This is a genomic window from Winslowiella toletana (genome assembly GCF_017875465.1).
Classification (GTDB): Bacteria; Pseudomonadota; Gammaproteobacteria; order Enterobacterales; family Enterobacteriaceae; genus Erwinia; species Erwinia toletana.
On sequence record NZ_JAGGMQ010000001.1, the window covers coordinates 419676 to 443879 of the forward strand.

The window sequence follows — 24204 nt, forward strand, 5'->3', positions numbered from 1 at the left end:
CGATGGCTACGCTGAATAAAGCACTCACGCGGCCTGCCGCCATTATGGGTATTCCTCTTGTGCCGTTCGTTCTCGTCAGTGGGGCCATCGTCCTGCTGGCGGTCTATGCCAGCTATTACCTGGCGCTGTTACTGATCCCGGCCTGGGCGGAAATGAAAAATAAAGCCCGAAAGGACATTCATTATTTCAGTCTGCTCTGGCTGGCGTTTAAAACCCGTGGACGACTTTTCACCAATACCCATTTTGGCGCGAATGCCCTTCTGGCGAATCAGTACGATAATGTTGATGTCTCGGAGTTTATTCAGAAAATGAAATTAAACGAGCGTATTACGCTGGATAAATATATTCCGTATTCCTCCCATATTCACCCCTACGTCATCAGAAATCGTCACCGTGATTTTGTTGCCACCTGGGAGCTGGGCGGCACAGTCTTTGAATGTGAAGACGAACAACACCTGACCCTGATGGCCACGCACCTGAATAACGTTATTCGTTCGTTTGAGGGGCTGCGGGTAACATTCTATATTCACCGGCTCCGTGAAAAATATCATGATGTCTTTGAGGCGAATTCCGGCATTCCCTTTTCCGATGAGGTAACACGTCGGTATTACCAGCCGGTAAAAGAAAAACCGTTCTGGCGGCACCGGCTGTTTTTCACCGTCTGCTACGCGCCGTTCTCTCAGATTGAGAAGAAAACCATGAAAGCGCAGTCGCACGGTAAACGCCAGGCAGCACTGGATGACGCACTCAAAATCATGCTGGAATACCGTGAAGCACTGGAATCCTCATTATCCCGTTATATGGCAACGCCGCTGGGGATATATGAAGAAAACGGGCGAGTGTATTCCTCGCAACTGGCGTTCTTCCACCGCCTGATCACCGGACAGTGGCAGAAAGTGGCCGCAACGTGCTCGCCGTTTTATGAAACATTAAGCACGCCGGACGTGTTTTTTACCACCGACACCGGTGAATGCCAGACGGTCAGCGGTTCCCGCTTCTTCCGCAGCCTGGAGATTAAGGATTATTCCCCGGAAACCCATACCGGTATGCTGGACGCACTGTTGTACGCCGAAAGCGAGTATGTTCTGACTCAGTCCTTTACCTGTATGGCACGGGATGAGGCGCAGAATCATATCCGGCTGGCGGAAAAACGGCTGAACTCCACGGACGACGACGCGATTTCCCAGCGCGAAGAGCTGATTGTCCTGCGCGACCTGCTGCAGTCCGGACATGTGTCGTGCGGTAAATTCCACTTTTCCCTGCTGATCTCCTCAGAAAGTCCCGGACAGGTGGTGAAGGACACTAACGTTCTGGCCCAGCCCTTCGCCGATCTGGGTATTATGACGACGCTCTCCACCCTGTCACTGCCCGCCGCATATCTGGCGCAACTGCCGGGCGTCTATACGCTGCGTCCCCGACTGGTGGCCGTCAGCAGCCAGAATTTTGCCGATATGGCCTGCCTGCATAACTTCCATCCCCACAAACGCAGCGGTAATCCGTGGGGAGAAGCCATCGCCATCCTCACATCTCCCGGCGGTGGCGGGTATTACCTGAACCTGCACGACAGCCAGGCCGGGCGGGATGACACCGGAGAGAAAACGCCGGGGAATACGGCGATTATCGGAAAAACCGGCTCCGGTAAAACCCTGCTGATGACTGTCATGCAGCAGCTGATGCAGAAGTACCGCAACCCGGCAACGTTTGCGCCTTCTGCCACCATCAAACGGCTGACCACGGTGTATTTCGATAAGGACCGGGCGGCGGAGATGGCGATCCGCCAGGCGGGTGGACGATACTTCCGCATCCGTACCGGCGAGCCCACCGGCTTCAACCCGTTTGCGCTGGAGCCAACCCGCCGGAACATCAGTTTCATCAAACGGCTGGTGCGCATGCTGTGCCGCCGCAACGGTAAGCCGCTCGATCCGCGCGATGAGGAGCGGATCAGTGCCGCCGTTGACACCATCATGCTGGACTATCCGCCGGAGTACCACCGGTTAGGGATCACCCGGCTGCTGGAAGTGCTGCCGGAGCCGCCGACTACAGATGCCCGCACCAACGGGCTGCGTATTCGCCTGAAACAGTGGGCGCAGGGGGGCGAGTTCGGCTGGGTGTTTGATAACGAGGCCGATACATTCACCATCAGCGATGTCGATAACTTTGGTATCGACGGCACCGAATTTCTGGATGATGACGATATTCGCGGCCCCATCACCTTTTACCTGCTGTATCGCGTGACCAGCCTGCTGGACGGTCGCCGCCTGGTGATGTTTATGGATGAGTTCTGGCGCTGGCTGGCCGATGTCGAATTTTCCCGCTTCTCCCTCAATATGCTGAAAGTCATCCGCAAGCTGAACGGTATCTTCGTCCCGGCAACACAGTCACCGGATGAAATCGTCAGACACCCCATCGCCCCGGCGATTATTGAGCAGTGCGGCACCCAGATTTTCCTCGCCAACCCGAAGGCCAGCCATACGGATTACGTGGAGAAAATGAAAGTGCCGGACAGCGTTTATGAGACGGTCAGGAATCTGGATCCAGGCGAGCATTATATGGTCATCCTAAAAACACCGCTTCGGGCCGGGGAAACCCGCCCGTTTGTGGCAATGGCGAAAATGGATCTGTCCAGACTGGGTAAACTCACCCGGCTTCTCAGCGGCAGTGAGGACAACCTGAAAATATTCGATGCCATTTATCAGGACGGTATGCGACCTGATGAATGGAAAGAAACCTTCCTTGAGCGGGCAATCTAATATTCATACGGAGGTCATTGATATGCGGACCCGATATACCTTTCTGGCATTATCGTTATTTTTCTCGACGCAGGCGTTCAGCGGCGGAATACCGGTTTTCGATGCCGTGCAGAATACCGAATCCATTAACCAGTGGATGCAGAAACTACAACAATGGGAGGATACGGCTACCCATTATAAAAGTGAACTTGATGCATATAAGAAGCAACTGGCTACCGCAACCGGTGTGCGGGATATTCAGGGTTTTCTCAGTGATGCCCGAAGTCTGAAAACCAATATTGATAATCTCCGTAAGAGCGGTATTTCACTGGATGATCTGCTGACCACGCAAAACAGTTCATATTCTTCTGAACTGCAAAACCTTTACAATAAATACAAATCGTTCAGCGTATGCAGCGAGGAACAGGAAGGAATAAAATCTCAGGGCCTGGCCGACAGTTGTAAACAGATGATCCTCAATCAGGCAATGGCGATTGAGAATACCACTGACGTTGAAAACAGGATCAACAGCACACTCAGCGACATATCAGACTTATCTGACCGTATATCGAATGCGCAGGACTCGAAAGAGTCTCAGGATCTGGCTAACGCCATCGCGGCGAAAAGCGTACAGTTAAATGCGCTGACGAATCAGTGGGAGATGTCTGTCAGACAGGCTGAACAGCGAACGACATTGCTGGAACAGCAAAGACAGAAAGCCTTTGAACAGCAGCAGCTAACGGCACCTGTTGCTGACCTTAATAATTTATAAGGAGGTTATCCGTGCTCAGATCCTTATTCACCTTATGCACACTCTCAGGCGTGATATTACTGTCCGGCTGCAAGGAAACCAAATCCGAAGCCTGGTATAAGCAGCATCCTGACGAAACATATGCGGTTTATACGCAATGCCTGAAGGATGGCGAGGCAAGCGATAACTGCGAATTTGCCCACCGGGCAGCACTTATGTTTGCACAGGAAGGCCAGCCCGGGGTTAAGGAGAAATTCGGGGCGATATTTCAGCAGGAAGCTGAAAAACGAAATGCAGTGACACAGTAATTTCTCCTCCAGCAAAACAGGGAATTCTCCCTGTTTTTATTTCCTTTCTTTATATATCAGGTGAGGCATCATGTCCGGTGGTATTTTTGTTGGTATGGACAAAAACATCATGGATGGACTGAATGCCGTACTGGAAGGTCAGTCTTCCACTTACGGCACGATGATCAGCGTCATCATCGCCAGCTCTTTTACCTTATTTATACTGTACCGCGGTTACCAGACACTGGCTGGCAAACTCCGGACCCCGGTTGAAGATGTCGTCTGGGATGTGGGGCGAATGCTGCTGATCACCACCTTTGCGTTAAACCGGGATGGCTGGCTGGATTTGGCGGTAGCGGCTATCCAGGGACTCAAAGACGGTATCAGCGGCGATGATAACGTCTGGGCGCTGCTCGATACCGTCTGGGAAAAGGCACAGGCGCTGGGGCAAAAGTTATTTAATATGGACACCTCAACTTACGTCAAACTGAATGGCGGCCTTGCCGAAGTCCTGGTATGGGGCGGCTCTGTTGTCCTGCTGATGGCAGCCACCTTTGTGAACCTGCTCGCCGAAATCACCATCCTGTTAATGACGACCACCGCGCCGCTCTTTATTTTCTGCCTGTTGTACGGTTTTCTTAAACCGATGTTTGATAACTGGCTGAAAACAATTTTCGCGGCAATATTAACGATCATGTTTTCTGCCTTATCCATCCGTATTGCCATTAATTACCTGAATAAGATACTGGATGCTGCAACAAAAACATCCGCTGAAACCAATATGGTAACACTGGCGGCGCAGTGCCTGCTGGCCGGGATAGCGGCAGGTGTGGTGGTCTGGTTCTCCGCGAAACTCGCCAGCGCACTCAGCGGGGCCGCCGTACAGGCGGTGCTGCAGGGTGCAGCCATGAGTGGCCTGAGCGGACTGGCAAAGAAATCCGCCGACCTCACCGGTCCGGGTGTAAAGGGTGGTGCCCGCCTGGCTGCGAAAGGCGGCATGGCCGTCGCCGCGGCGACCGGCAGACTCACCGGCGCAGGCGCGGGTAAAACCGTGAGTGCCTGGCAGAAACGCGCCGCCGCCATCGAAAGTATGAAACGCCTGAACCGGCAGCGTCACCGTTAATCCTCCCGATCCTTAATTTTCTTTCCCCGTCACGCCGTGGCCTGCGCCACCGGTGGGGCATTCCTGCATCCATACGATAAGGGGCTTCCATGAAATTCAGAATCATCCTTCTGATGCTGTGCGCGCTCACGGGCTGCGCACGGCATCAGGGCGACCTCCCGTCGGTATCCGGCGAACCCGAGCCAGTGAATTCCCCCGCCATCATTCAGGAGCTGACTCACCATGTCTGATATTCAAAACATTGTTAATGTTTCCCGCTCTTTTGAATCCATCCTGCTGGAAAAGGAAGAGCGTTCCCGAAAAACCGCCTGGCGGGTGGCTGCTGCCGGACTGATTCTGGCCGCAATGGCGATTGCGGCCATTATTATCCTGCTGCCGCTTAAAACCACCGACACTGAATTATGGTCAGTGGATAAACAGACCGGTCGCTATGAATATATGACCCGCGTGAAGGAGCGGGATATTTCATCTGAAAAAGCGCTGGCGCATTCACTGGCAGCACACTATGTCAGACTCCGCGAGGGATATAATTATTTCTCCCTCCAGCGTGATTATGACGACGTGCAGTTATTTAACAGCGACAGCGTGAACCGGGACTATCTGGACGGGTTTAACGGCGACCAGGCACCGGACGTGATTTTTAACAAGGCGGAATATGTTGTTGATATCGACATTATTTCCAATGTACATGCGCCTGCCACCGGGCCGGATAATCTGGCAACCCTGCGTATCAAGCGCGCTATCCGCCGTATTGCTGATAATTCCGTGAAAACGGATGTCTGGAATATCCGCCTCACCTACCGCTACGTCCCGCACCGGCAACTGACCGACAGCCAGCGCGAAGTGAACCCGCTGGGCTTTATCGTCACGAGCTACCAGCGCGACAAAGAGCTGAGGGGGGAATGATGCTGAAACATACCCTGCTCCTCTCTGGCTTAATAATGTCATGCGTGGCATGGAGCGCAGCGACACCGCGCGGCAGCGCGTATGACAGCCGGATGCAGAACGTCACATACAACAACCAGAACGCCACGGTCGTCAGTACCCGCCCCGGCTACGTCACCATGCTGGTGTTTGACGATGATGAACCCGTTATCGATGCGCAGGCGGGTTTTCCCAGAGGCTGGACCGTGACGAAAAGCGATAACCGGGTGGGCGTCAGCCCGAACCCGATTACCCAACCGGTCACGGATGCCAGCGGCAACAACGTCAGCCAGGTGTTTCTGCCGACGGCAAAAGACTGGAAAACCAATCTGTTCGTGGTGACATCGAAGCGCGATTACAGCCTGGAGCTGAACGTGCTGGATAAAGATTCGCCCGCTCAGGCCTTTGTTATCCGCTACCGCTATCCCGACGAACTGCGGAAAAAGTCAGCCGCCGCTAGCGCCGCCCGTCAGCAACATCAGCAGGAAACACTGGACCGGCAGCGGATAGCGGCGGCATTCGGGCAGACCACCACGCCGCGCAACTGGCGCTATACAAAACGGGTGGCAGCCGGTTCCGCCGCCATCGCCCCGGACTTTACCTGGGATGACGGTCGTTTTGCGTATATCGGTTTTTCCCCCACAAAAACCCTGCCTTCAGTTTTCCGGGTGGTTAATGGTCAGGAGCAGGCGGTCACGCCCCAGACCATTAAACAGGGCAACTACACCGTGATGGCGGTTCCGGCATCGCCGCAGCTGGTTCTGCGTTACGGTACCTCGGTGGTGGGGATCGAAAACAACGGATTCGGGCGTATCCCACTGACCAGCAGTGACACCGTTTCGCCGTCCGTTACGCTGGAGGCAAAATGACCGACAAATCTTTCCCGGACGAACCGGAAAAAACCACCGCAGAACGGGAAGCAGAAGCCCGCGAACGCGCCCGCGCGGCAATGGCATATCAGGAGCCGGAGCAGAAAACGCCGCCCGGCCAGCCGGAAGTGACCCGTTTCCGTAAAGCATCTGATCGCCGCACGCTGATAGTCAGCCTGCTGAGTCTGGTCCTGGTCATCGCGCTGGCATCCGGTGGCGATCGTTTTCTCAGCGCCCTGAAAAGGGGTGATGAGAAAGGATCTGACACCGCGCCGCCCTCCTCCGGGGCAGTGCTGCAGGAGCGTAAGAATCTGGGCATGGACAGTAACCCGTTTGGCCTGTTCGGGCCAGGGAGGCAGGAAAGCGCAGGCCCTGCCAGTCAGAGCGCCCCGGCCACTCCAGCTCTGCCGCCCGGGCAGCCCACCCTGAACAAGGCGGCAGCACTGGCAGACGGGCTGAACAGCGGCAGTACAGGGTCAGGGGACAATACACGCACGTCCCGAAGAGGAGTGCGCAGCAACACGGAAACGTCGGGCAGACCGTCAGCCTCCACGGCGTACACATCCTGTCAGTCTGTACTGGTCAGTGGCGAAGATGGACGCCTGCGCTGCCCGGATACGACAGCACCGGCAGGCAGCAATAACAACGACAATCCGGGCGTTGCCCGCGTCACCGGTGTCAGGCGGCTGGGCCTCGATCCCGATCTCTATATCCCGGTGGATCGTTATATTCCGTGTTCGATGATGCGGCGCTTCGTATCCGATGTTGGCGGTCATATCTCCTGCCTGATCAGTGAGAATGTCTGGAGCGCCAGTAACCATGTGAAGCTGATCCCGGCAGGAACGGTCGCCCGTGGCGTCTACCGCACCGGCGCACTGCAACACGGGCGCAGCCGGATGTTTGTGCTGTGGACGGAGCTGCGCACACCGGAGCCCGGCAGCCTGCAAATCCCTCTCACTGATACGCAGGCCACTGGCCCGCTCGGTGAAGCAGGGATCGCAGGCTGGATCGACAGCCATTTCTGGGAGCGTTTCGGCAACGCCCTGATGCTCAGTACCGTGCAGGACGTGGCGGCAGCGGCATCAGATGCTGCGCCGGGTAAAGACCGCAATACCGACTATACCGAAAACACCCGCGCCGCCACGGCGGAAATGGCGAAAACGACGCTGGAAAACAGCATCAGTATCCCGCCCACGATGTACCTGAACCAGGGCGATGTGATCGGCATCATGACCGGCACGGATATTGATTTTTCCTCTGTTTATCAACTACAGCTAAAAAAGAAATGGTATGAGCGCTGAAAACCTGTCACTGGATTTTATGAAAAATCAGCTGTTCGGTGATTATCTGCCAGTCGAAGGGCTGACCGAAATCGCGATTAACCGACCGGGGGAACTGCACACCAAAATAAAGGGGGCATGGCAGCAGCGTGAATCCCCGATCACGCTGCGTCATTGTTACGCCTTTGCCAGAGCACTGGCGTCCTGGCATGACGATAATATTGACGATACGTCACCGATACTGTCGGCCACGCTCGAATCCGGCGAGCGTATTCAGACGATTATTCCCCCGGCCTGTGAGCGTAACACGGTATCCATTACGTTACGCAAACCCTCGTTTGAGCGGAAAACACATCAGTCATGGATTGATGCGGGATTTTATCAGCGCGTGGCCGGTCAGGAAAATACGGAAAGTCAGGATAATGCACTGATCCGGTTATACCACAGCGGAGATATTCCCCGCTTTATGGAAAAGGCGGTGGAATACGGCAAAACGATTTTTATTGTGGGTGAAACCGGCTCCGGTAAAACCACCTATATGAAAACGCTGCTGCATTATATTCCACCGCATCTCCGGCTGGTTACAATTGAGGACAATCCCGAAATCCGCTTTTATCACCACGCCAATTATGTTCATCTTTTTTACCCGGCGGATGCCGGGGACAACGCCATTGTCACGCCTGGCAGGCTGATCCGGGCTAATTATCGTATGAACCCTGACCGGATATTACTGGCAGAAATTCGTGGAAGGGAGGCGTGGGACGCGCTGAAAATTGTCGGCTCCGGGCACGAGGGATTAATCACCTCCCTGCATGCGGGCAGCCCGGAAGAATGCATTGAAGGGATCATTGACCGCTGCTATGAAAACCCGGACTGCCGGAACATTCCTTTCGATGTGCTGTTACGCAAGGTACTTAAAAGCATTGATGTCATCGTCAGTATTGATATACACGGCGATGTGCGCCGGATGCGCGACATTTACTTCAAACCAGTTCATTTAAACAGCATGAAAGAAACATTCAGAAAATAACTCCGGCAAATAACATTACCCAGGATACGTAACCTTTCATTAATCATAATGGTAACTGAAATGCAAAAAGCAATATCCTCCGTATTATTGTTCTGCGTTATTGCGTCATGTTCAACATCCGCAATGGCCGCTGATGCATGCGAAGTGGTTTTATGCATGTAAATAGCTGCGCGGAATAGTAGATCACTTTGAGGGAACTCAGTCCGGATTGTGCGATCTGATCAATCGCTGAACATCACAAATCACCAACCGGACTGAGCAATGCCGATCATAGCACCCATTCCTCGCGACGAACGACGACTGATGCAGAAAGCTATCCATAAAACGCGCGATAAAAATCATGCACGCAGACTCACAGCCATACTGATGTTGCACCGGGGAGACCGTGTCAGCGATGTCGCCAGAACGCTCTGCTGCGCCCGTTCCTCCGTCGGGCGCTGGATTAACTGGTTTACGTTGTCGGGTGTCGAAGGCCTTCAATCCTTACCCGCAGGACGTTCCCGTCGCTGGCCGTTTGAGCATATCTGCACGTTATTACGTGAGTTGATAAAACACACTCCCGGTGATTTTGGCTATCAGCGTTCACGCTGGAGTACCGAATTGCTGGCAATAAAAATCAATGAGATAACCGGATGTCAGTTACATGCCGGGACCCTTCGCCGCTGGCTGCCATCGGCCGGGATGGTATGGCGCAGGGCCGCGCCAACTCTGCGTATCCGTGACCCGCATAAGGATGAAAAGATGGCGGCAATCCACAAAGCACTGGACGAATGCAGCGCAGAGCATCCGGTATTTTATGAAGATGAGGTGGATATCCATCTTAATCCCAAAATCGGTGCGGACTGGCAGCTGCGCGGGCAGCAAAAACGCGTGGTGACGCCGGGACAGAACGAAAAATACTATCTGGCCGGAGCACTGCACTGCGGCACGGGCAAAGTCAGCTACGTGGGCGGCAACAGCAAAAGTTCGGCGCTGTTCATCAGCCTGCTGAAGCGGCTTAAAGCGACGTACCGGCGGGCAAAAACCATCACGCTGATCGTGGACAACTACATTATCCACAAAAGCCGGGAAACCCAGCGCTGGCTGAAGGAGAACCCGAAGTTCAGGGTGATTTATCAGCCGGTTTACTCGCCGTGGGTGAATCACGTTGAGCGGTTATGGCAGGCGTTGCACGACACGATAACGCGCAACCATCAATGCCGTACGATGTGGCAACTGCTGAAAAAGGTACGGCATTTTATGGAAACCGCCAGCCCATTCCCCGGAGGAAAACATGGTCTGGCAAAAGTGGAGCGGTATTAGGCGCAGCTATTTACTGTAAAACAACGGGAAACAGCGGCGGCAGTGAATGTCACTCCGCTGAACGGGCATTCTTTAATATCGTGAAAAAGAATAAACACGGCTTTCTTCCTGACCATACGGCCGATGCCAGAAAATCATTTTTGAGTGAATGTGATTCGGCAGACCCGGCGACTATCGATCAGATCATCAGTAAATATGGCCGCGTTCGTGGTTAATACTGGCGAGACCGGCAAAGAGCGTGACGGTTTTCAGGTTTTTACGGCTTCTGTTTTTCGCGGATTAAGGAGCGAAGAAACATGGGCCGTAAAAATGAGGCAGCGGACAGAAATATTTTCGCGGGTTAAGGAGCGAAAATAATTCAGGCACCGCGCCTCACCTGCAAACAGCCGCGCCCACGCGGATTTTGCAGGCCGGGGGGAGCCGGATAAATTTCGCCGCCCCAGCGAGCGAAAAGCTGTCGCCCACGACAGCGATTTATTTGGGGGGCATCGCCCCGCACACCGTCGCAGCTAAGTCTCCGGCCAAAAGCCGGTAGCGTGGCGCGACCACCCTCTTTAAAGGTCAGCTTCCCTTTTATTCCCGCTACGAGGAACGAGTAAAGGGAAGAAAAAGGCGAAAGCGACCGTCTTAAAGGGGGTGGTCGCGCGTAGCGGGCGACGGTGTGCCGCCTTTGACGTTGGGGGTTTTGGTGCGGCGTCCAGCCGCGACATTCCCCCCCATGCAACAGGCAATAAGGGCTTCCAGCCCGCATGAACTGGCGCATGCCGTTTCGTACCGGGAAGCATGCTTTCCGGCACATGGCCGCACAGCGGCCACCTTCTTTACCCCATACGCTCGCCCCGCCTTTTCGCCCGACACCGTGGGGCGAATTGACGGGGCTATGTCATGGGGCAAATCGCTGACGAAGGAGGCACGATGATTTTAAATAAGCTTGCCGCTTCACTGTCGCCGATAGTGAACGGGATGCTGGCGCTGCTGGCTTTTGTGCAACAGCAACAACTGATGCTGGCGTTATTAGCGGGGCTGACGATGCCGTTTTTTGCATCAATAAAAAGCGATGAACGGCAGAAAGCGCCGCTCTGGAAAAAGCTGATTATTGCTTTTTCCCTGCTGTGTTTTCTCTCCGGCACACTGGCTCCGGTCGTAATCGGATCCTTTCAGTGGCTGTATAAGATCAGACCCACCAGTGATAATACGGTACTGGCGTGGTCAGTACGGATTGCTTTCACTGTAACCGGGATTATTTTTCATATTATGCTTCGCCGGATAATCACACCGGAACTGGACAAAATAAAGAAACGCCTTGTTAAAAAGACCACCCTTGAACGGGAATTGCGCACCGATGTCCGCACCGTAAAGTCTCTACTGCCGGAAACACTGCATTATAACCCGCTGGATTATATCGACCTGAATAAAGGCATTTTTACCGGCATGAGCAGGGAAAATGAACCAATGTATCTCCCGTTAAAAGACTGGCAGAAACAACACGCGGATATTATCGGCACCACAGGGGCCGGTAAAGGGGTAGCCGCCGGCATATTACTTTATCAAAGTATTCTGGCCGGTGAAGGTGTTTTTGTTATGGACCCTAAAGACGATGAATGGGCACCGCATCTTTACCGCAAAGCCTGCGAGGATGCAGGCAAGCCTTTTGCCTTAATTGACCTGCGAAAACAGCAATACCAGTTAAATCTGATTGAAGATATCACGTCCGATGAGCTGGAAGAATTGTTTGTTGCAGGTTTCAGCCTGGCAGAAAAAGGGCAGGAATCTGATTTTTATCGCATTGATGACCGAAAAGCCGCCCGTATAGCCGCACAATTTGTCAGCGATAATCCATCGACAACAATCCGGGATGTTTATAACGGTGATTACGTTCAGAGTATTGCCGAAAAGATCAAAGCCTTTTTCGGAAAAATTGAGGAACTGGCATTACTCAATGCCATTAACTCACCAGAAGGCTTTTCGCTTAAGCACATATTTGATGAGGGCGGCTGCTGTTATGTTGTCGGCTCCATGCGAAACAGCAAAATTATTACCGCCCAGCGCATGCTACTGGTTCGCCTTTACCAGCTGGCAGAAAAGCGCGATCGAGTAACAGACGTCCCCCGCCCCATTGCTGTTTATCTTTCCGAACTGAAATACCATTTATCCAGGTCAGCACTGGAGGGATTAGGAGCAGCGCGGGATAAAGGCGTGCATATTATTATGGACCACCAGTCCATTGCCGATTTAAAAGACTGCCCGGCAGATTTGAAAGATGACGCCGTTGTCGGTGCGGTCGTAGAAAATGCCAAATTCAAACTGGTTTACCGGGTTATGGACCCGGATACAGCGGAATGGGTAGCGAGAATGTCAGGCACTATTCTGGTAGATGACGAACTCCGTAAGGCTAAAACAGATAATATGCTCACGGAGACCATCGACAGTGAGCGCACAATCCGCCAGGCCGAACGTTTCTTTATTGACAACAATATGATCCTGAACCTACCCGATTTTGTCAGCTTTATCTTTACGACAAAAACGCTACCTTCTGCTTCACTGATCTCGCCGATAAAGGTCAGAAAGCGTCAGCTAAAAACTTTTTCGGTTTCCCCTGATATTGCCGTAGCGGTAGCCCCCGTGAAGATCATGCTGGATTTTTGCGAGGATGATAAACCCGCCATGTCGGATGTGACGACAACACACCCGGCACTTTTCTTCGACGAAAGCGAAGTCAAACCGGTAAAGCCGAAACCTGATGATGAAGAACACCTGTCCCCGCTTGATTTTTAAGGAGCGCTTATGCTGATTTCATCATTTCACGAGCGCCAGACGCGTAACAACGAAAAAATAAAACGACTGCTGAACTTCCTGAAAGAAGAAACTTACAGTGATTTTAAAACTCTGATGCTGTTATTTGGTTTCCAGGATCATAAGTCGCTTTATTCGCTACTGGCAAAAACAGAGCGAATGGAGTTAATACAGAAGCATATGCTTGAATCACGAACAATAAAGATTTCATTATGGGGGATCACCAGCGACGGGCTGGCGGTGGTGTTAACCCCGAATGATAAAATCTTTCCTGCGCGGTTTGAACCATCAAAAATCACCGGTTGGACGCTGGAGCACCATCTTGATAATCAGGCCACCAGGCTTATTCTGGAGAAGAAAGGCGCTTCGGGATGGATTAACGGCGACCGGGCCAGCTTTCTCAACCAGTATCAGGTAAAACATCGCCCAGACGGATTACTGACGCTGCCCGACGGTAACGTTATTGCTATTGAAACTGAGCGCCGCCTGAAAACCCGAGCCCGTTATCAGTCGATCATGGCAAGCCACCTGCTGGCACGTACCCGCAAGCAGTGGATTTACGTTTTTTATGTTGTGCCCGATCCACAGAAGAAGCGTGCGCTTGAACTGCTGTTCGACAGCATCAGACATGTCATCATCAACCATCAGCACGTCCCGCTGGAAGAACGTCACCGCCGGGTGTTTCGCATTTATACCCTTGATGAACTGAAGCGCCTGTCATTAGACAGTTATACGTAAGCTTTGACTCAGGGCATCGTGACGGCTTCACCGGCCTGGCGGCGATACCGCCAGGCCGGACGATTTTTTTATTCCACTGCGAGGCGCAGACTGTTCGGTACTCGCTGTGCTGCGTTCCGCCTCAGTCTGCGCCTTGCAGCGTTGCCAGTAAAGCAATGTAACCGCATTCCCTTGCGGTTTTTCGGCTCCAGCCTCAGAGTTTATCCATCAGATAAGAACGCGCTTTGGAGGCTGCGCTGGCCACTTTGAAAATATAGCGCTTGTCGTTTTTCAGCGCTTTCAGCCAGGAAGCAATATAGCTTTCATGTTGTACCTCTCCCTTAATCCCCAGGTCCGCCATCAGAAAGGCACTTCCCAGCTCCGCCACTAATTCCTCCTCCGCGTAATCTGCACTGCCAAACTTCCCTTTCATTTCACGGTTCAGGCGTTTTTTACCCCCACTCCAGTGAACCAGCTCATGCAGGCCAGTGGCATAGAAATTAGCTGCATCTGAAAACAGATGGCGCTCCGGTAGCCAGACTTCATCAGTTGAGGGTCGGAAAAAGGCATTTTGTCCTTTCTCGATGATGTTTGCACCGCTCTTCCTGAACAGGCTTTCAGCCTGCGGCAACGGGTCAAAGGTTGTGTAAGCATACCTGTTTTAGTTCCACACACTTTTTGAGAGTTCCGGTTTTTCAGCCATCAGCCGGTATTCTTCCGGCGTCAGGTTATTCAGGGATTCATGAGGCCGCTCGCTGTTGTATTCCGTCAGCCAGCGCTCTGTGATTTCCCGTGCTTCATTCAGCGTTCTGAACAGATAAAAATCCAGGATTTCTGTCCGGTACGTCCGGTTAAAGCGTTCGATAAAGGCATTCTGTGTCGGTTTGCCTGGCCTGATAAATTCCAGCATCACGCCATGGTCCTCAGCCCATTGTGCCAGAGCCAGTGATATCAGCTCCGGGCCGTTATCCATCCGCATCTTCAGCGGATATCCACGGTTTGCCACTATCCTGTCCAGCACCCGCACAACCCGCTGCGCCGGGATATTCAGGTCAATTTCTATGGCCAGAGCCTCACGGTTAAAATCATCCACGACGTTGAAAGTCCGAAAACGTCGCCCACATGTCAGCGCGTCGTGCATAAAATCAATCGACCAGCTCTGGTTGAGTGCTTCCGGCGTTGCCAGAGGAGCCGGATTGCGCACCGGAAGACGTTGTTTCCCCTTGCGGCGAAAATTGAGTTTCAGCAGGCAGTAAATCCGGTGAACACGCTTATGATTCCAGGCGTTACCCTGCCTGCGAAGTACCTGAAAAAGCTTCTTAAATCCGTATCGCGGATAGCGTTCTGCCAGTTCAGTCAGCGCCAGGATCACCGGTTCATCACGCCGGGTATCGGGCTGATAAAAATACACCGTCCTGCTCAGCGATACTGTCCTGCATGCCTGGCGGATGCTCATGGAAAATTGTGCAGTCAGATAGCTGACAAGCTCCCGCTTTATCGCTGGTTTTAGAGCTTTTTTTCGATAACGTCCTTCAGCGCCCGGCATTCCAGACTCAGGTCGGCGAACATCTGCTTCAGGCGACGATTCTCGTCTTCAAGATCTTTCATCTTTTTGATATCTGAAGCCTCCATTCCGCCGTACTTTGCTTTCCAGTTGTAATAGCTGGCTTCGGATATTGCCGCTTCGCGGCAGACGTCCTTAACGGTACGTCCGGCTTCGACAGACTTCAGAACGGCAATGATCTGGTGTTCGGTGAATCGGGCTTTACGCATGGCGATCTCCTCAGAGGACATAATCAGTATGTCGGAAGATCTCTAAAAGTGAATGGACCGTTTTATCGGGATACTTACACTACTAGAACACCTAAACTTTCCGTATTGGCTAAATATCCATTATTAAAAACCAGAGCACTCTCTCGCTGATAAAGATCGGCCAATCTCTTTTCCAGAGCTACGTGCGCCAAGGTGTTCCCCGAGATATTACGTGACCCCCCAGAACCCGCACCGTACCTGCTCAGTGATGCCTTGAAGTCATTAATAACTTGCTGATCCTGCCCCATTCCCAGATAGTCGTTACTGCACCAGACTTCAATCTTTTCATTCTGATAATCGGCCAGAGGGAAATGGCCGGCACTGCGAGAGAACTCGAGGAAGTGACGATATGCTTCCGTAGATTTCAAATGCTGCAATGTATGGAAAAAGATATCACTATAAATATCTTTATTCTCAACCTCAATTATCGACATGGCTCACCTCTGTTATAAAGTACACCCGCTAATAAAGCACACCCCTTTACAGTTCGACGATACCCCTTAAGTTAAATTTATTTAAATAATTTTAATAGATAAGCATTATTATTTACCACAAAAGATAATAACATTAAGAATTAATGACTAATTGCAGACAAGTGCAAATAGCGCAATGTAAATTGCGCTATTTACTTACCTATTTATATCATTACTCTATACTGACGATCGCCTTACCAATATTTCCACCTTTAAGCATGGAAAGAAAAGCGTCTACAATATTATTAAAACCGTGGGTAACAGTGTCTTCTGGCACCACCCTTCCACTTTGAATGTGAGGAATAATGAATTCCTCCAGCTCGTCCTGAAAATCTTTATAGTCGCGCACCAGGAAGCCTTGCAGAGTTAGGCTCTTACCCACAATATCAAACAGGTTATAAGGGGCAGTGGGCGGCGTTAACGCGCTGTATTGCGCGACCGCGCCGATAAGTGCCGCGCGCCCAAAATCTTTAAATGCAGCAATAGCAGCCTCGAGCTGTTCACCGCCCACATTGTCCAGATAAACATCGATGCCTTCAGGAATGACATCACGTAACTGCGCGCTTATCTTGCCAGATTGATAGACAAACGCATCGGTATAACCGAGTCTCTCAGTCAGAATTTTAGACTTTTCAGCATTACGTGTGCTACCAACTATGCGTTTTGCACCAAGCAGTGCCGCAAACTGGGCTGCTGCCGAGCCAACTCCGCCTGCCGCCGAGGAGATATAAAGTGACTCACCGGGCTGCAAACGAGCAATTTTGGTCAGTGCCACCCAAGCGGTAAGTCCAGTACCTCCTAGCAGACTCAGCCATGCCCGTAACGGGGGCAATGACGCGGCCTTCCTCCGGCGTCACCTGTGCATAGGTCCGCCAACCTTTGCGATGAAATACCCAGTCACCTGAATGCAGGGCTGGCGTATTCGAGCGTATCACTCGCCCAATCGTTCTGCCTTCTAATGGTTCGTTTAATTCCCAGTCACCATCCATACACTCCCGCATATAAGGATCGACCGAGAAGTGGACGTTCTCGACCCATGCAGCCCCTTCTCCCAAGGGTTCCAGCGGCTGCTCAACGAAGCGGAAGTTATCTGCCAGAGGTTCGCCGTGGGGCCTGGAAATTTGATGAACGAAAATATTATGCTGACTTATAAATTTATCACTACTCACATTAACTACCTTGTTAACATTTAACCAGAAAGGTAACTGTAGTATCGGCTGGGCAAGGAGTTAAATGCGGATTAAGCAATAATTATTAAGTAATTTGCATAAACCTGCTTTATCAGGGTCTTTACGCTTTTACTGCCCACCACTTTTTTTTGGATTAAGGAGTGAAGGAATGCAGGCAGTAACAATGAGGCAGCGGACAGAATTATTTTTGCGGGTTAAGGCGCGAAAATAGTTCAGGCACCGCGCCTCATCGGCAAACAGCCGCGCCCACACAGATTTTGCCGGCCGGGGGGAGCCGAATAAATTTTGCCGCCCCAGCGAGCGAAAAGCTGTCGCCCACGACAGCGGTTTATTTTGGGGGGGCATAGCCCCGCACACCGTCGCGGCTATGTTACAGGCCAAAAGTCGGTAGCGTGACGCCCCCCTCTTTAAAGGTCAGCTTCCCTTTTATCGTCGCTGCGAGGAACGAGCAAAGGGAAGAAAAAGGCGAAAGCGACTGTCATAAAGGTGGGGCGTAACTGGCGACGATGTGATGGTGAGATCTGAACGACTGTGTAGAAGCGGGTCAAGTATTCAATCTGTTGACAGATGTTTATAATTCATGATTTTACGGTTAAGGATTTATGGCTCTGGTTGACGTGAAGTGTCCTTTTTGTGAAAGCTTATATGCTGTTAAAAAACAGGGCAGCGGTAAGGTGTTAGTACCTATGTAAAAATGGGTCTTCCACGACTCGGGTGGATCTGTTAATGCAAGAGGACTCATCACTCGCCGTCTCAGCAACTCGAACCCGGCACGACCAAACATTTGACGTTTCAACATATTCAGTCGGTTTACATGCCCCTCAACAACTCTGTTACTTCATCTGCAACTGATCGCTTTTACTATTGCGGCTGCGTCAGATTCCATTCCTGCTGCAACTCATTGCAGATCAATCAAGTCCGCTTTCGCTTACTTTGATGAACCACAGTTTTAACATTGTTTTATTTTCGTTTTCAGCATCCTGTAGAAGTCGAGGGCCAGTTGCTGCGCCATTTTCAGTTGGGGCTCTTTTTCGCACACTATAACCCGATGAACCGTGATGGGTAGTTTTCTTCCCCTTTGATTATTCTCCATGGCATCAACCAGCGACTCAACCTTAAGGCTGAGGGAAGACGGACCAAAACCGTAACCGGATCTGGTAAACCTTTACGCCATCTGGCAATGGCATCTCTGACCGTTGTTTCACTGCCGGTGAAGCTCATAGCTACCATTTCACGCCATATCTGGCTGGCGTTATGGTTGACATTTTCCCGTTGTTGTTCCAGCCAGCCACACATGGGTCAAGAAGACCGGGCTTTGGTGGACTAGGTGATATCTCAGGGAACGTAACCTGCTGTATTAATTTATTTTGCGACAACGCCCTTGCGGATCTGCAGGAACTGGTCAATCCAATCCTGCAGTTCAGAGCCAAATAGCACTTTTGTTGAAAGCATCTTAATTCCATCAGAAGTATCGACTTCGAGTAGTACAGCCTCAGTTGCTTTATAACGGATCCTGACGGCTTTAATAGCCCGAGGCGATTCACATCTCTCTTTGGAAACAATCTCGCATAGAACATACTTTTTGATGCTCGTTCAAGCGCCCCTTCCTTTGCAGAGAACGTCGTAGAACGATCAACCCATGAAGCGAAGTATTTAAACCGGCTTTTAGTAACCAGTAACTGTTGGTGGTCATTCTGGTGGTCTTGACAGGAAAGCGATTCTGATTTAGCTTACTTATTAGCCAGTTACTGGCAAAGGCGATCCCAGTCAGAGGAGCCATATTAGAGAAGCCCGCTCAGGGAAACCTGAGCGGGCTTTTTGCTTTATCTGGCACGACTTACCGGCGTCGATGATAAGCGAGGAGCAGACGTTAACCTGACACGCATATAATCTGCTCTCAAGATGAAGGGTCGGATTAAAGAAACACTTTGCTTTCAATTGCAGCAATGATTGCGGCTTCTATTTTCTCCGGGGTAGAGATCGGTGCAAAACGCCTGAGCGGTTTGCCGTCCCGCCCGATCAGAAACTTAGTAAAGTTCCATTTGACCCGCCCGCCCAGAACGCCGGGCAACTCATCCTTCAGGTAACGAAACACCGGGTGCGTTGCGGCGCCGTTGACCTCCACTTTCTCGAACATCGGGAAACTCACACCGTAGTTGATATGACAGGTCTGCATAATTTCGTCTGTACCGCCGGGTTCCTGCTTACCAAACTGGTTGCAAGGGAAACCAAGGACTATCAGCCCCCTGGCGGCGTATTTCCGGTAAAGCGCTTCAAGGCCAGCCATTGTGGCGTGAATCCACAATGGCTGGCGGTATTAACCACCAGAACCAGCTTGCCAGTGTAGTCGGCCATAGAGATGAGCTGACCACGCAGGCTGATGGCATTAAGTTGATAAAAGGTGGTCATATCGGAATCCTCAGAGCAGAACCAGTTCGGTATCGACATTGCCACACAGCGCAAAGCTGTGGCTCATGGGTGGAGAGTGACTGATTAGGTGGCAGTAATTACTGATGGCATTCGGCAGGAGCTCTGCCCGCAAAAACGATGCCTGCCGGGGATCCAGCCACGTTGTTGATTTCAGAAATCACCTGCATCGTTGCGTCTTCGATCGTTCCTTCATTACGGCATAAAACCCAGCCGTGATCGGCAATTTCTCGCTCGAACGCCTCGGTACAAGCGACATGCTCTTCCAGCTTATGAATTACCGTACTACTCAACCCACGCGATCGGGCCGCAGCTCTCGCCCATGAAATATCAGGCGCAGTAACAACACCGATATGCAGGTCTGGCGTGCGCACGTTGCGTTCAATGTTAAGCTGTAAAATCTCTGCGAATGGAATCATCCGGCGAAACGCGGCATCAGACGGGTACCAGCGATCCATCAAAATAATGCTGTCCGGAGGTTGTTTAGTCAGCACATGCCGGGAAATCCATGCCCGGCTATCAGCAAACCGCTCACAAATCTCCAATTCCAAATCCAGGGTGGGATTTCTGACCAGCTTGTTGACGAGAGCCATGGTTTCTCTCCTGTAGGGATCGCTTTTTTTCTCGCAAAGTCGGATCACCTTCTTGTTGTCTGCCCTTAGTACTTTCGTAATGGCCTCCAGCAATGTGGTTTTGCCGGTACCCTTGGGCCCATCCAGAGAAACAAACAGCTGACGGCTCATTCCTGAAATGACGATTGACATACTGTTTTTGTAAAACTCAATTCTGAGAAAAACATCTTACTTCCTTCGTATCAACAGCTGACCACCCTTTTCGCACCTTCGGTGCCGCTTGGCACGTCAGCGCGAACCAAATGGAAGTCGCTTATAAAAACATGCTGGCAATGGTTCTAAATCACGGGTCTAAAACCCAGGATTACAGTCGTTTATGGTCATTGCGCGTATAGGGTGACCTGCGCGGTGTAGTTTAAGGGATCCGCTTATAAAACGGAAAACATCTCACGCAAGTCTGTTTTATCAGCAGACTTGCGCTGACGGGCAGCTTTGAGCGAAAAGCGGACGTTAGATTTGATAGGCGGTTTTATAAAACGGCGTAAGAACCGAACAGTTGTCGCTATCCGGTTATAAGCAATTAAAGGCCGAATATGGCCTCAATTTCTATCAAGAGATCAGGTGAAAAGAGGCGGCTGACTTCTACGAGCGAGCTGGCTGGCAAGTGATCACCATAATTTCGGTACAATACTTTGCGTAGCTCGTCGATCTCCTCAAAAGAGGTAATGAATATTGTCACTTTGATTAGGGCTGAAAAATCCGAGCCTTCTACGCTGATAATTCTCCTGATTTGACTGAATATTTCTTCAGCCTGCTCAGGCATGCCCTTATGTTGGGCCGCTGTGCCAAATGCAGTCAGTCCTGAAATGTAGAGCGTACTATCATGTTTTACAGAATGAACATAAGGAGCCTTTACTTCACCTAACTCAGGATAATTCTTCCGTAACACATTGTTCATAATGAGATCCTTTTTTTGAAGTTGGCAAACAACAACCTTACCATCCTCCTTTTAATGCTCAACCTTGATTTAAATTATGAAACGCGCAATGTCCACTTCTGGCACGAAGCGGACAAGCGCCGGGTGCTGAACGTGCGCTCTGGGCGATAAATGGAGCTCATCACATAAAAAAATTTATAAGCATTTAACCTGCCGGGTATGGAGTCAAATAAACAGGAACAGGATTTGAAATCAGATTACTTTCAGACTAAACAACCGGGAGATTGCATCCCTGCCTGTACTGGTCACGTTTATTTCACGATAGCCCGGTACGCGCGTTATCCATTCTTTTTGCAGAAAAAATGTTAAAAGTGCTGAACCGGCCTCACCGCCGAGGTGGAAACGTCTCTCACTCCAGTCAAGACAGGGGCAGCAGCGCTTGCGGCGCGTGCGTGCGTTAATTTCTATCCCCAGTTGTTCAAAATGCATTTTGCCAGAAGCTGTCAGTGCCGAGCCATCTGCTTCAAGCCAATTGTTTCGCAACATACATTCATAAATATTCACGGCAAGCTCGCCTGCCAGATGGTCATAACAGGTTCGGGCAAAGCGTAAATTTACCGGCGTCCGCGGCTCAGGGGAGTTGAAGGTATGCATCGATACCCCCATCAGGTTTTCCAGCAATCCGGCGATATGATGACCCGCCAGGCTGTAATAACGGTGGCGTCCCTGCGTCAGGCATATAACCAGTCCGTTGTTGAGAAGCCGGTTAAGGTGCCCGCTGGTCGTGGATGCTGCAATGTCAGCAACAGCACTGAGTTCTGTTGCTGTCCACGCACGTCCATCCATCAGGGCGCATAGAATACTGACCCTTGAAGGGTCAGCGATGGCAGAAGCAATCAGAGACATTGATTTTTCGAGAGAATCATCCGACTCACTGACGTATTCCGTTTTCAGAAACTTCATTTAAGGGGTAATGCCCATTTTTGCGTCACTTCCGCTGCCAGGGTATCGTCATCTGTCAGAAGAATGAGCCGGTTGCTGTGATCGCTGTACTGTACCAGAATGTTAATTCCATTCCTGGCGATTGTTTCTGCTATCTCTCCCAGTTCCCCCGGGCGCTCCTGCGGTAACTTTCTTATTACAGGGCGGGATATTTTTTGCACATCAAATCCAGCTTCACACAGAACCTTGCGGGCCTTCTCGCCATTCTCAACCAGAAAATGTGCATGTCCCGCTTCGGGTGTTGAAAATACACCGCCCCCTTCAAGACCAACACCGTTTTTACCCAACACGCTGCCAAGTTGTCCAAGCGCACCCGGAGTATTACTCAGGATTATGTGAATGTTATACATACTGATGTGCTTCCTTATCAGAAGAGTAGTCACGGAATACGTTTGCAACGCGGATTCTGTAATATGAAAAAATCGATTGTTTTCCTTCTTTCTGCGCCGCCAGATGCATGACATTCTGCTTCCATCCAGCCACCGATTTCTCATCCTCCCACCATGAAAGAGAAAGTATTTTCCCGGGCGCACTCATACTCTGGAATCGTTCAATAGAGATAAAGCCCGGCGTGTCTGACAATAAGGGCTTGAGATCAGAAGCAAGTTGAAGATAGCGTTCCTGCGCTTCAGGTAACGCATCTGCTTCAAAAAGTACTGCAATCATCGGTCTGCTCCTCAGTTAATTTTCAGAAAGCTTATACCCCACTAAAAGCTGATACTTCGGTCCGCACCGAAATATGCCAATTTGTGGAAACCAAAGTTTTGCGACCGATGAAAAATTACTGAGCGGCGAAAGAAAGACTGAGTCTACAGCTGGATACAACAGCGGGCGATCTTGCTAAAACTAACCATTTGCAACGTCTGTTTCTGAGACCAGGTGAATAGCCGAGCAGGCAAAGTCGCGTGTTTACGAAAAATGGCCTGACGTCTATGCTGGCAGTGCGGAACTGTAACCTGCGCAATCCTATGCATTTGTATCCATCCCTCAATGATTTTATCTTTTATGATAGCCCCTTCTGTCAGCCTGCCCCGGTTTAAAAGGGACAAAATAATAAGGAACACACTCATGGGAATAGCTATCCGGACGCCATTGATACACTCACTGCCATTAAGCCAGCATTGCGGGTGCAACATATGGCTTAAGATGGAATCCTCTCAGCCGACCGGTTCGTTTAAGCTCAGAAGTGCTGGCCATATTTGTCGCTATTACGCAGAAAATGGAGCAAAGGCGTTTATCAGTTCATCCGGAGGTAACGCAGGTATCGCGGTGGCACACAGCGGCCGTAATTTGGGGTTGCCGGTAACTGTAGTTGTGCCGGAAACCACTTCAGCCAGAGCAAAACAGCTTATTGAGCAGGAGGGTGCCAGGCTGATTGTGCATGGTAAAGTATGGAGTGAAGCGAACGATTTCGCCCTGTCACTGGCGACTGATGAGATCATCTATGTGCATCCATTTGATCATCCACTTTTGTGGGAAGGCATCAGCACAATCGTGGATGAAGTCATCAGCGAAGGTGTAAAACCTGATGCGGTAATTGTGTCTGTTGGCGGCGGAAGCATGCTGTCCGGCATAGCTCAGGGTCTGGAACAACATCAACTTAGCAGTATTCCGATTTACGCCGTTGAAACTCACGGCACGGCCTCTCTTAACGCCTCGCTTAAGGCCGGTAAGCTGGTGCGCCTTGATAATGTCAGTGGTATAGCCACGACGCTGGCCGCAAATCAGGTGTGTAATAAAGCTTTTGAAGTGGCGAGCAAACTGGATGTCAAAAGTATGCTGGTGTCTGACACGGAAGCGCTGAGTGCCTGCCGAAAATTTCTTAATGACCACCGCGTGCTCACTGAACCGGCATGCGGTGTGTCGCTTTCTGTCTTGTACGACAAAAAAATCAGGTTTAACCCTGCTGATAATGTACTGGTCATTGTTTGCGGTGGGGCATCGGTCACTCTGGAAAGCATTACAGGCTGAAATATGAAGCCCGCT

General features: G+C 51.2%; 22 protein-coding genes and 4 pseudogenes. 13 read left to right on the forward strand and 13 right to left on the reverse strand.

All coding sequences use genetic code 11. The annotated features are described in order from the left end of the window. The first annotated feature begins 2 nt into the window (after nt 1-2). The 12 genes and pseudogenes from J2125_RS02080 (at nt 3) to mobC (ending at nt 13826) form a co-directional block, all read left to right on the forward strand. The gene (locus J2125_RS02080) at nt 3-2750 is read left to right on the forward strand and encodes a VirB4 family type IV secretion/conjugal transfer ATPase (RefSeq protein ID WP_209499446.1); all 2748 of its coding nucleotides are present in this window, start codon (nt 3-5) and stop codon (nt 2748-2750) included. A gap of 22 nt (nt 2751-2772) precedes the next feature. Further along, nucleotides 2773-3501, forward strand: a complete 729-nt coding sequence (locus J2125_RS02085) for a TrbJ/VirB5 family protein (RefSeq protein WP_209499556.1) — start codon at nt 2773-2775, stop codon at nt 3499-3501. Between the two features lie 11 nt (nt 3502-3512). Next, nucleotides 3513-3788, forward strand: coding sequence for an EexN family lipoprotein (locus tag J2125_RS02090; protein WP_064170455.1), 276 nt, complete (start codon nt 3513-3515; stop codon nt 3786-3788). A 70-nt stretch (nt 3789-3858) separates the two neighbouring features. Continuing rightward, entirely contained in the window at nt 3859-4890 is a 1032-nt protein-coding gene (locus tag J2125_RS02095) for a TrbL/VirB6 family protein (RefSeq protein ID WP_209499447.1), read from the forward strand. Between the two features lie 222 nt (nt 4891-5112). Then, a complete protein-coding gene (locus J2125_RS02100) occupies nt 5113-5796 on the forward strand; it encodes a VirB8 family type IV secretion system protein (protein WP_135770558.1) in 684 nt (227 codons plus the stop codon). Beyond that, the gene (virB9, locus tag J2125_RS02105) at nt 5793-6683 is read left to right on the forward strand and encodes a P-type conjugative transfer protein VirB9 (RefSeq protein WP_209499448.1); all 891 of its coding nucleotides are present in this window, start codon (nt 5793-5795) and stop codon (nt 6681-6683) included. The genes J2125_RS02100 and virB9 overlap by 4 nt, the downstream gene beginning before the upstream one ends. Then, nucleotides 6680-7984, forward strand: a complete 1305-nt coding sequence (gene virB10, locus J2125_RS02110) for a VirB10/TraB/TrbI family type IV secretion system protein (protein WP_209499449.1) — start codon at nt 6680-6682, stop codon at nt 7982-7984. The genes virB9 and virB10 overlap by 4 nt, the downstream gene beginning before the upstream one ends. After that, nucleotides 7974-8993, forward strand: a complete 1020-nt coding sequence (virB11, locus tag J2125_RS02115; RefSeq protein ID WP_209499450.1) for a P-type DNA transfer ATPase VirB11 — start codon at nt 7974-7976, stop codon at nt 8991-8993. The genes virB10 and virB11 overlap by 11 nt, the downstream gene beginning before the upstream one ends. Nucleotides 8994-9254: 261 nt before the next feature. Continuing rightward, nucleotides 9255-10295, forward strand: coding sequence for an IS630 family transposase (locus tag J2125_RS02120; protein WP_209499438.1), 1041 nt, complete (start codon nt 9255-9257; stop codon nt 10293-10295). A gap of 8 nt (nt 10296-10303) precedes the next feature. Then, a pseudogene (locus tag J2125_RS24900) lies at nt 10304-10510 on the forward strand (TrbM/KikA/MpfK family conjugal transfer protein); the annotation flags it as partial. Nucleotides 10511-11210: 700 nt separating this feature from the next. Further along, nucleotides 11211-13070, forward strand: coding sequence for a type IV secretory system conjugative DNA transfer family protein (locus tag J2125_RS02130; protein WP_209499452.1), 1860 nt, complete (start codon nt 11211-11213; stop codon nt 13068-13070). A 9-nt stretch (nt 13071-13079) separates the two neighbouring features. Continuing rightward, nucleotides 13080-13826 carry a MobC family replication-relaxation protein gene (gene mobC / locus J2125_RS02135; RefSeq protein ID WP_209499453.1) on the forward strand — a complete coding sequence of 249 codons (747 nt, stop codon included), beginning with the start codon at nt 13080-13082 and terminating at the stop codon, nt 13824-13826. 193 nt (nt 13827-14019) lie between these two features. Here the strand turns inward: mobC and J2125_RS02140 are convergent. The 13 genes and pseudogenes from J2125_RS02140 to J2125_RS02195 form a co-directional block, all read right to left on the reverse strand. Further along, nucleotides 14020-14448, reverse strand: a pseudogene (locus J2125_RS02140) (zincin-like metallopeptidase domain-containing protein); the annotation flags it as partial. A gap of 18 nt (nt 14449-14466) precedes the next feature. Continuing rightward, nucleotides 14467-15578 (reverse strand): IS3 family transposase gene (locus J2125_RS02145; protein ID WP_209499454.1). Its coding sequence is split into 2 segments (ribosomal slippage): nt 14467-15317 and nt 15317-15578, totalling 1113 coding nucleotides; the frame shifts between segments, so codons are not numbered across the junction. 74 nt (nt 15579-15652) lie between these two features. Then, a complete protein-coding gene (locus J2125_RS02150; RefSeq protein WP_209499455.1) occupies nt 15653-16051 on the reverse strand; it encodes an aminotransferase class I/II-fold pyridoxal phosphate-dependent enzyme in 399 nt (132 codons plus the stop codon). Nucleotides 16052-16262: 211 nt separating this feature from the next. Further along, complete coding sequence (locus J2125_RS02155; RefSeq protein ID WP_209499456.1) at nt 16263-16865, reverse strand: zinc-binding dehydrogenase; 603 nt, start codon at nt 16863-16865, stop codon at nt 16263-16265. Next, entirely contained in the window at nt 16828-17259 is a 432-nt protein-coding gene (locus tag J2125_RS02160; protein ID WP_209499457.1) for a hypothetical protein, read from the reverse strand. The genes J2125_RS02155 and J2125_RS02160 overlap by 38 nt, the downstream gene beginning before the upstream one ends. Nucleotides 17260-18007: 748 nt before the next feature. Next, nucleotides 18008-18629: pseudogene (locus J2125_RS24905) on the reverse strand (transposase); the annotation flags it as partial. 13 nt (nt 18630-18642) lie between these two features. After that, nucleotides 18643-18867 (reverse strand): Tn7-like element transposition protein TnsE, encoded by a 225-nt coding sequence (locus J2125_RS25235; protein ID WP_209499557.1) that lies wholly within the window; start codon nt 18865-18867, stop codon nt 18643-18645. Between the two features lie 328 nt (nt 18868-19195). After that, nucleotides 19196-19728 (reverse strand): annotated as a pseudogene (locus J2125_RS02170) (glutathione peroxidase). A gap of 59 nt (nt 19729-19787) precedes the next feature. Beyond that, the gene (locus tag J2125_RS02175) at nt 19788-20450 is read right to left on the reverse strand and encodes a dTMP kinase (RefSeq protein ID WP_026111917.1); all 663 of its coding nucleotides are present in this window, start codon (nt 20448-20450) and stop codon (nt 19788-19790) included. 409 nt (nt 20451-20859) lie between these two features. Then, the gene (locus J2125_RS02180) at nt 20860-21237 is read right to left on the reverse strand and encodes a RidA family protein (protein WP_017802666.1); all 378 of its coding nucleotides are present in this window, start codon (nt 21235-21237) and stop codon (nt 20860-20862) included. 231 nt (nt 21238-21468) lie between these two features. Then, a complete protein-coding gene (locus tag J2125_RS02185; RefSeq protein ID WP_017802667.1) occupies nt 21469-22179 on the reverse strand; it encodes an ArsR/SmtB family transcription factor in 711 nt (236 codons plus the stop codon). Then, nucleotides 22176-22568 carry an amino acid-binding protein gene (locus tag J2125_RS02190; RefSeq protein ID WP_017802668.1) on the reverse strand — a complete coding sequence of 131 codons (393 nt, stop codon included), beginning with the start codon at nt 22566-22568 and terminating at the stop codon, nt 22176-22178. The genes J2125_RS02185 and J2125_RS02190 overlap by 4 nt, the downstream gene beginning before the upstream one ends. After that, nucleotides 22561-22884, reverse strand: a complete 324-nt coding sequence (locus tag J2125_RS02195; protein WP_017802669.1) for an antibiotic biosynthesis monooxygenase family protein — start codon at nt 22882-22884, stop codon at nt 22561-22563. Before J2125_RS02195 ends, J2125_RS02190 begins: the two co-directional genes overlap by 8 nt. 402 nt (nt 22885-23286) lie before the next feature. On the opposite strand from J2125_RS02195, the gene J2125_RS02200 reads away from it, so the two are divergent. Next, nucleotides 23287-24189 (forward strand): pyridoxal-phosphate dependent enzyme, encoded by a 903-nt coding sequence (locus J2125_RS02200; protein WP_026111918.1) that lies wholly within the window; start codon nt 23287-23289, stop codon nt 24187-24189. Nucleotides 24190-24204: the final 15 nt, after the last annotated feature.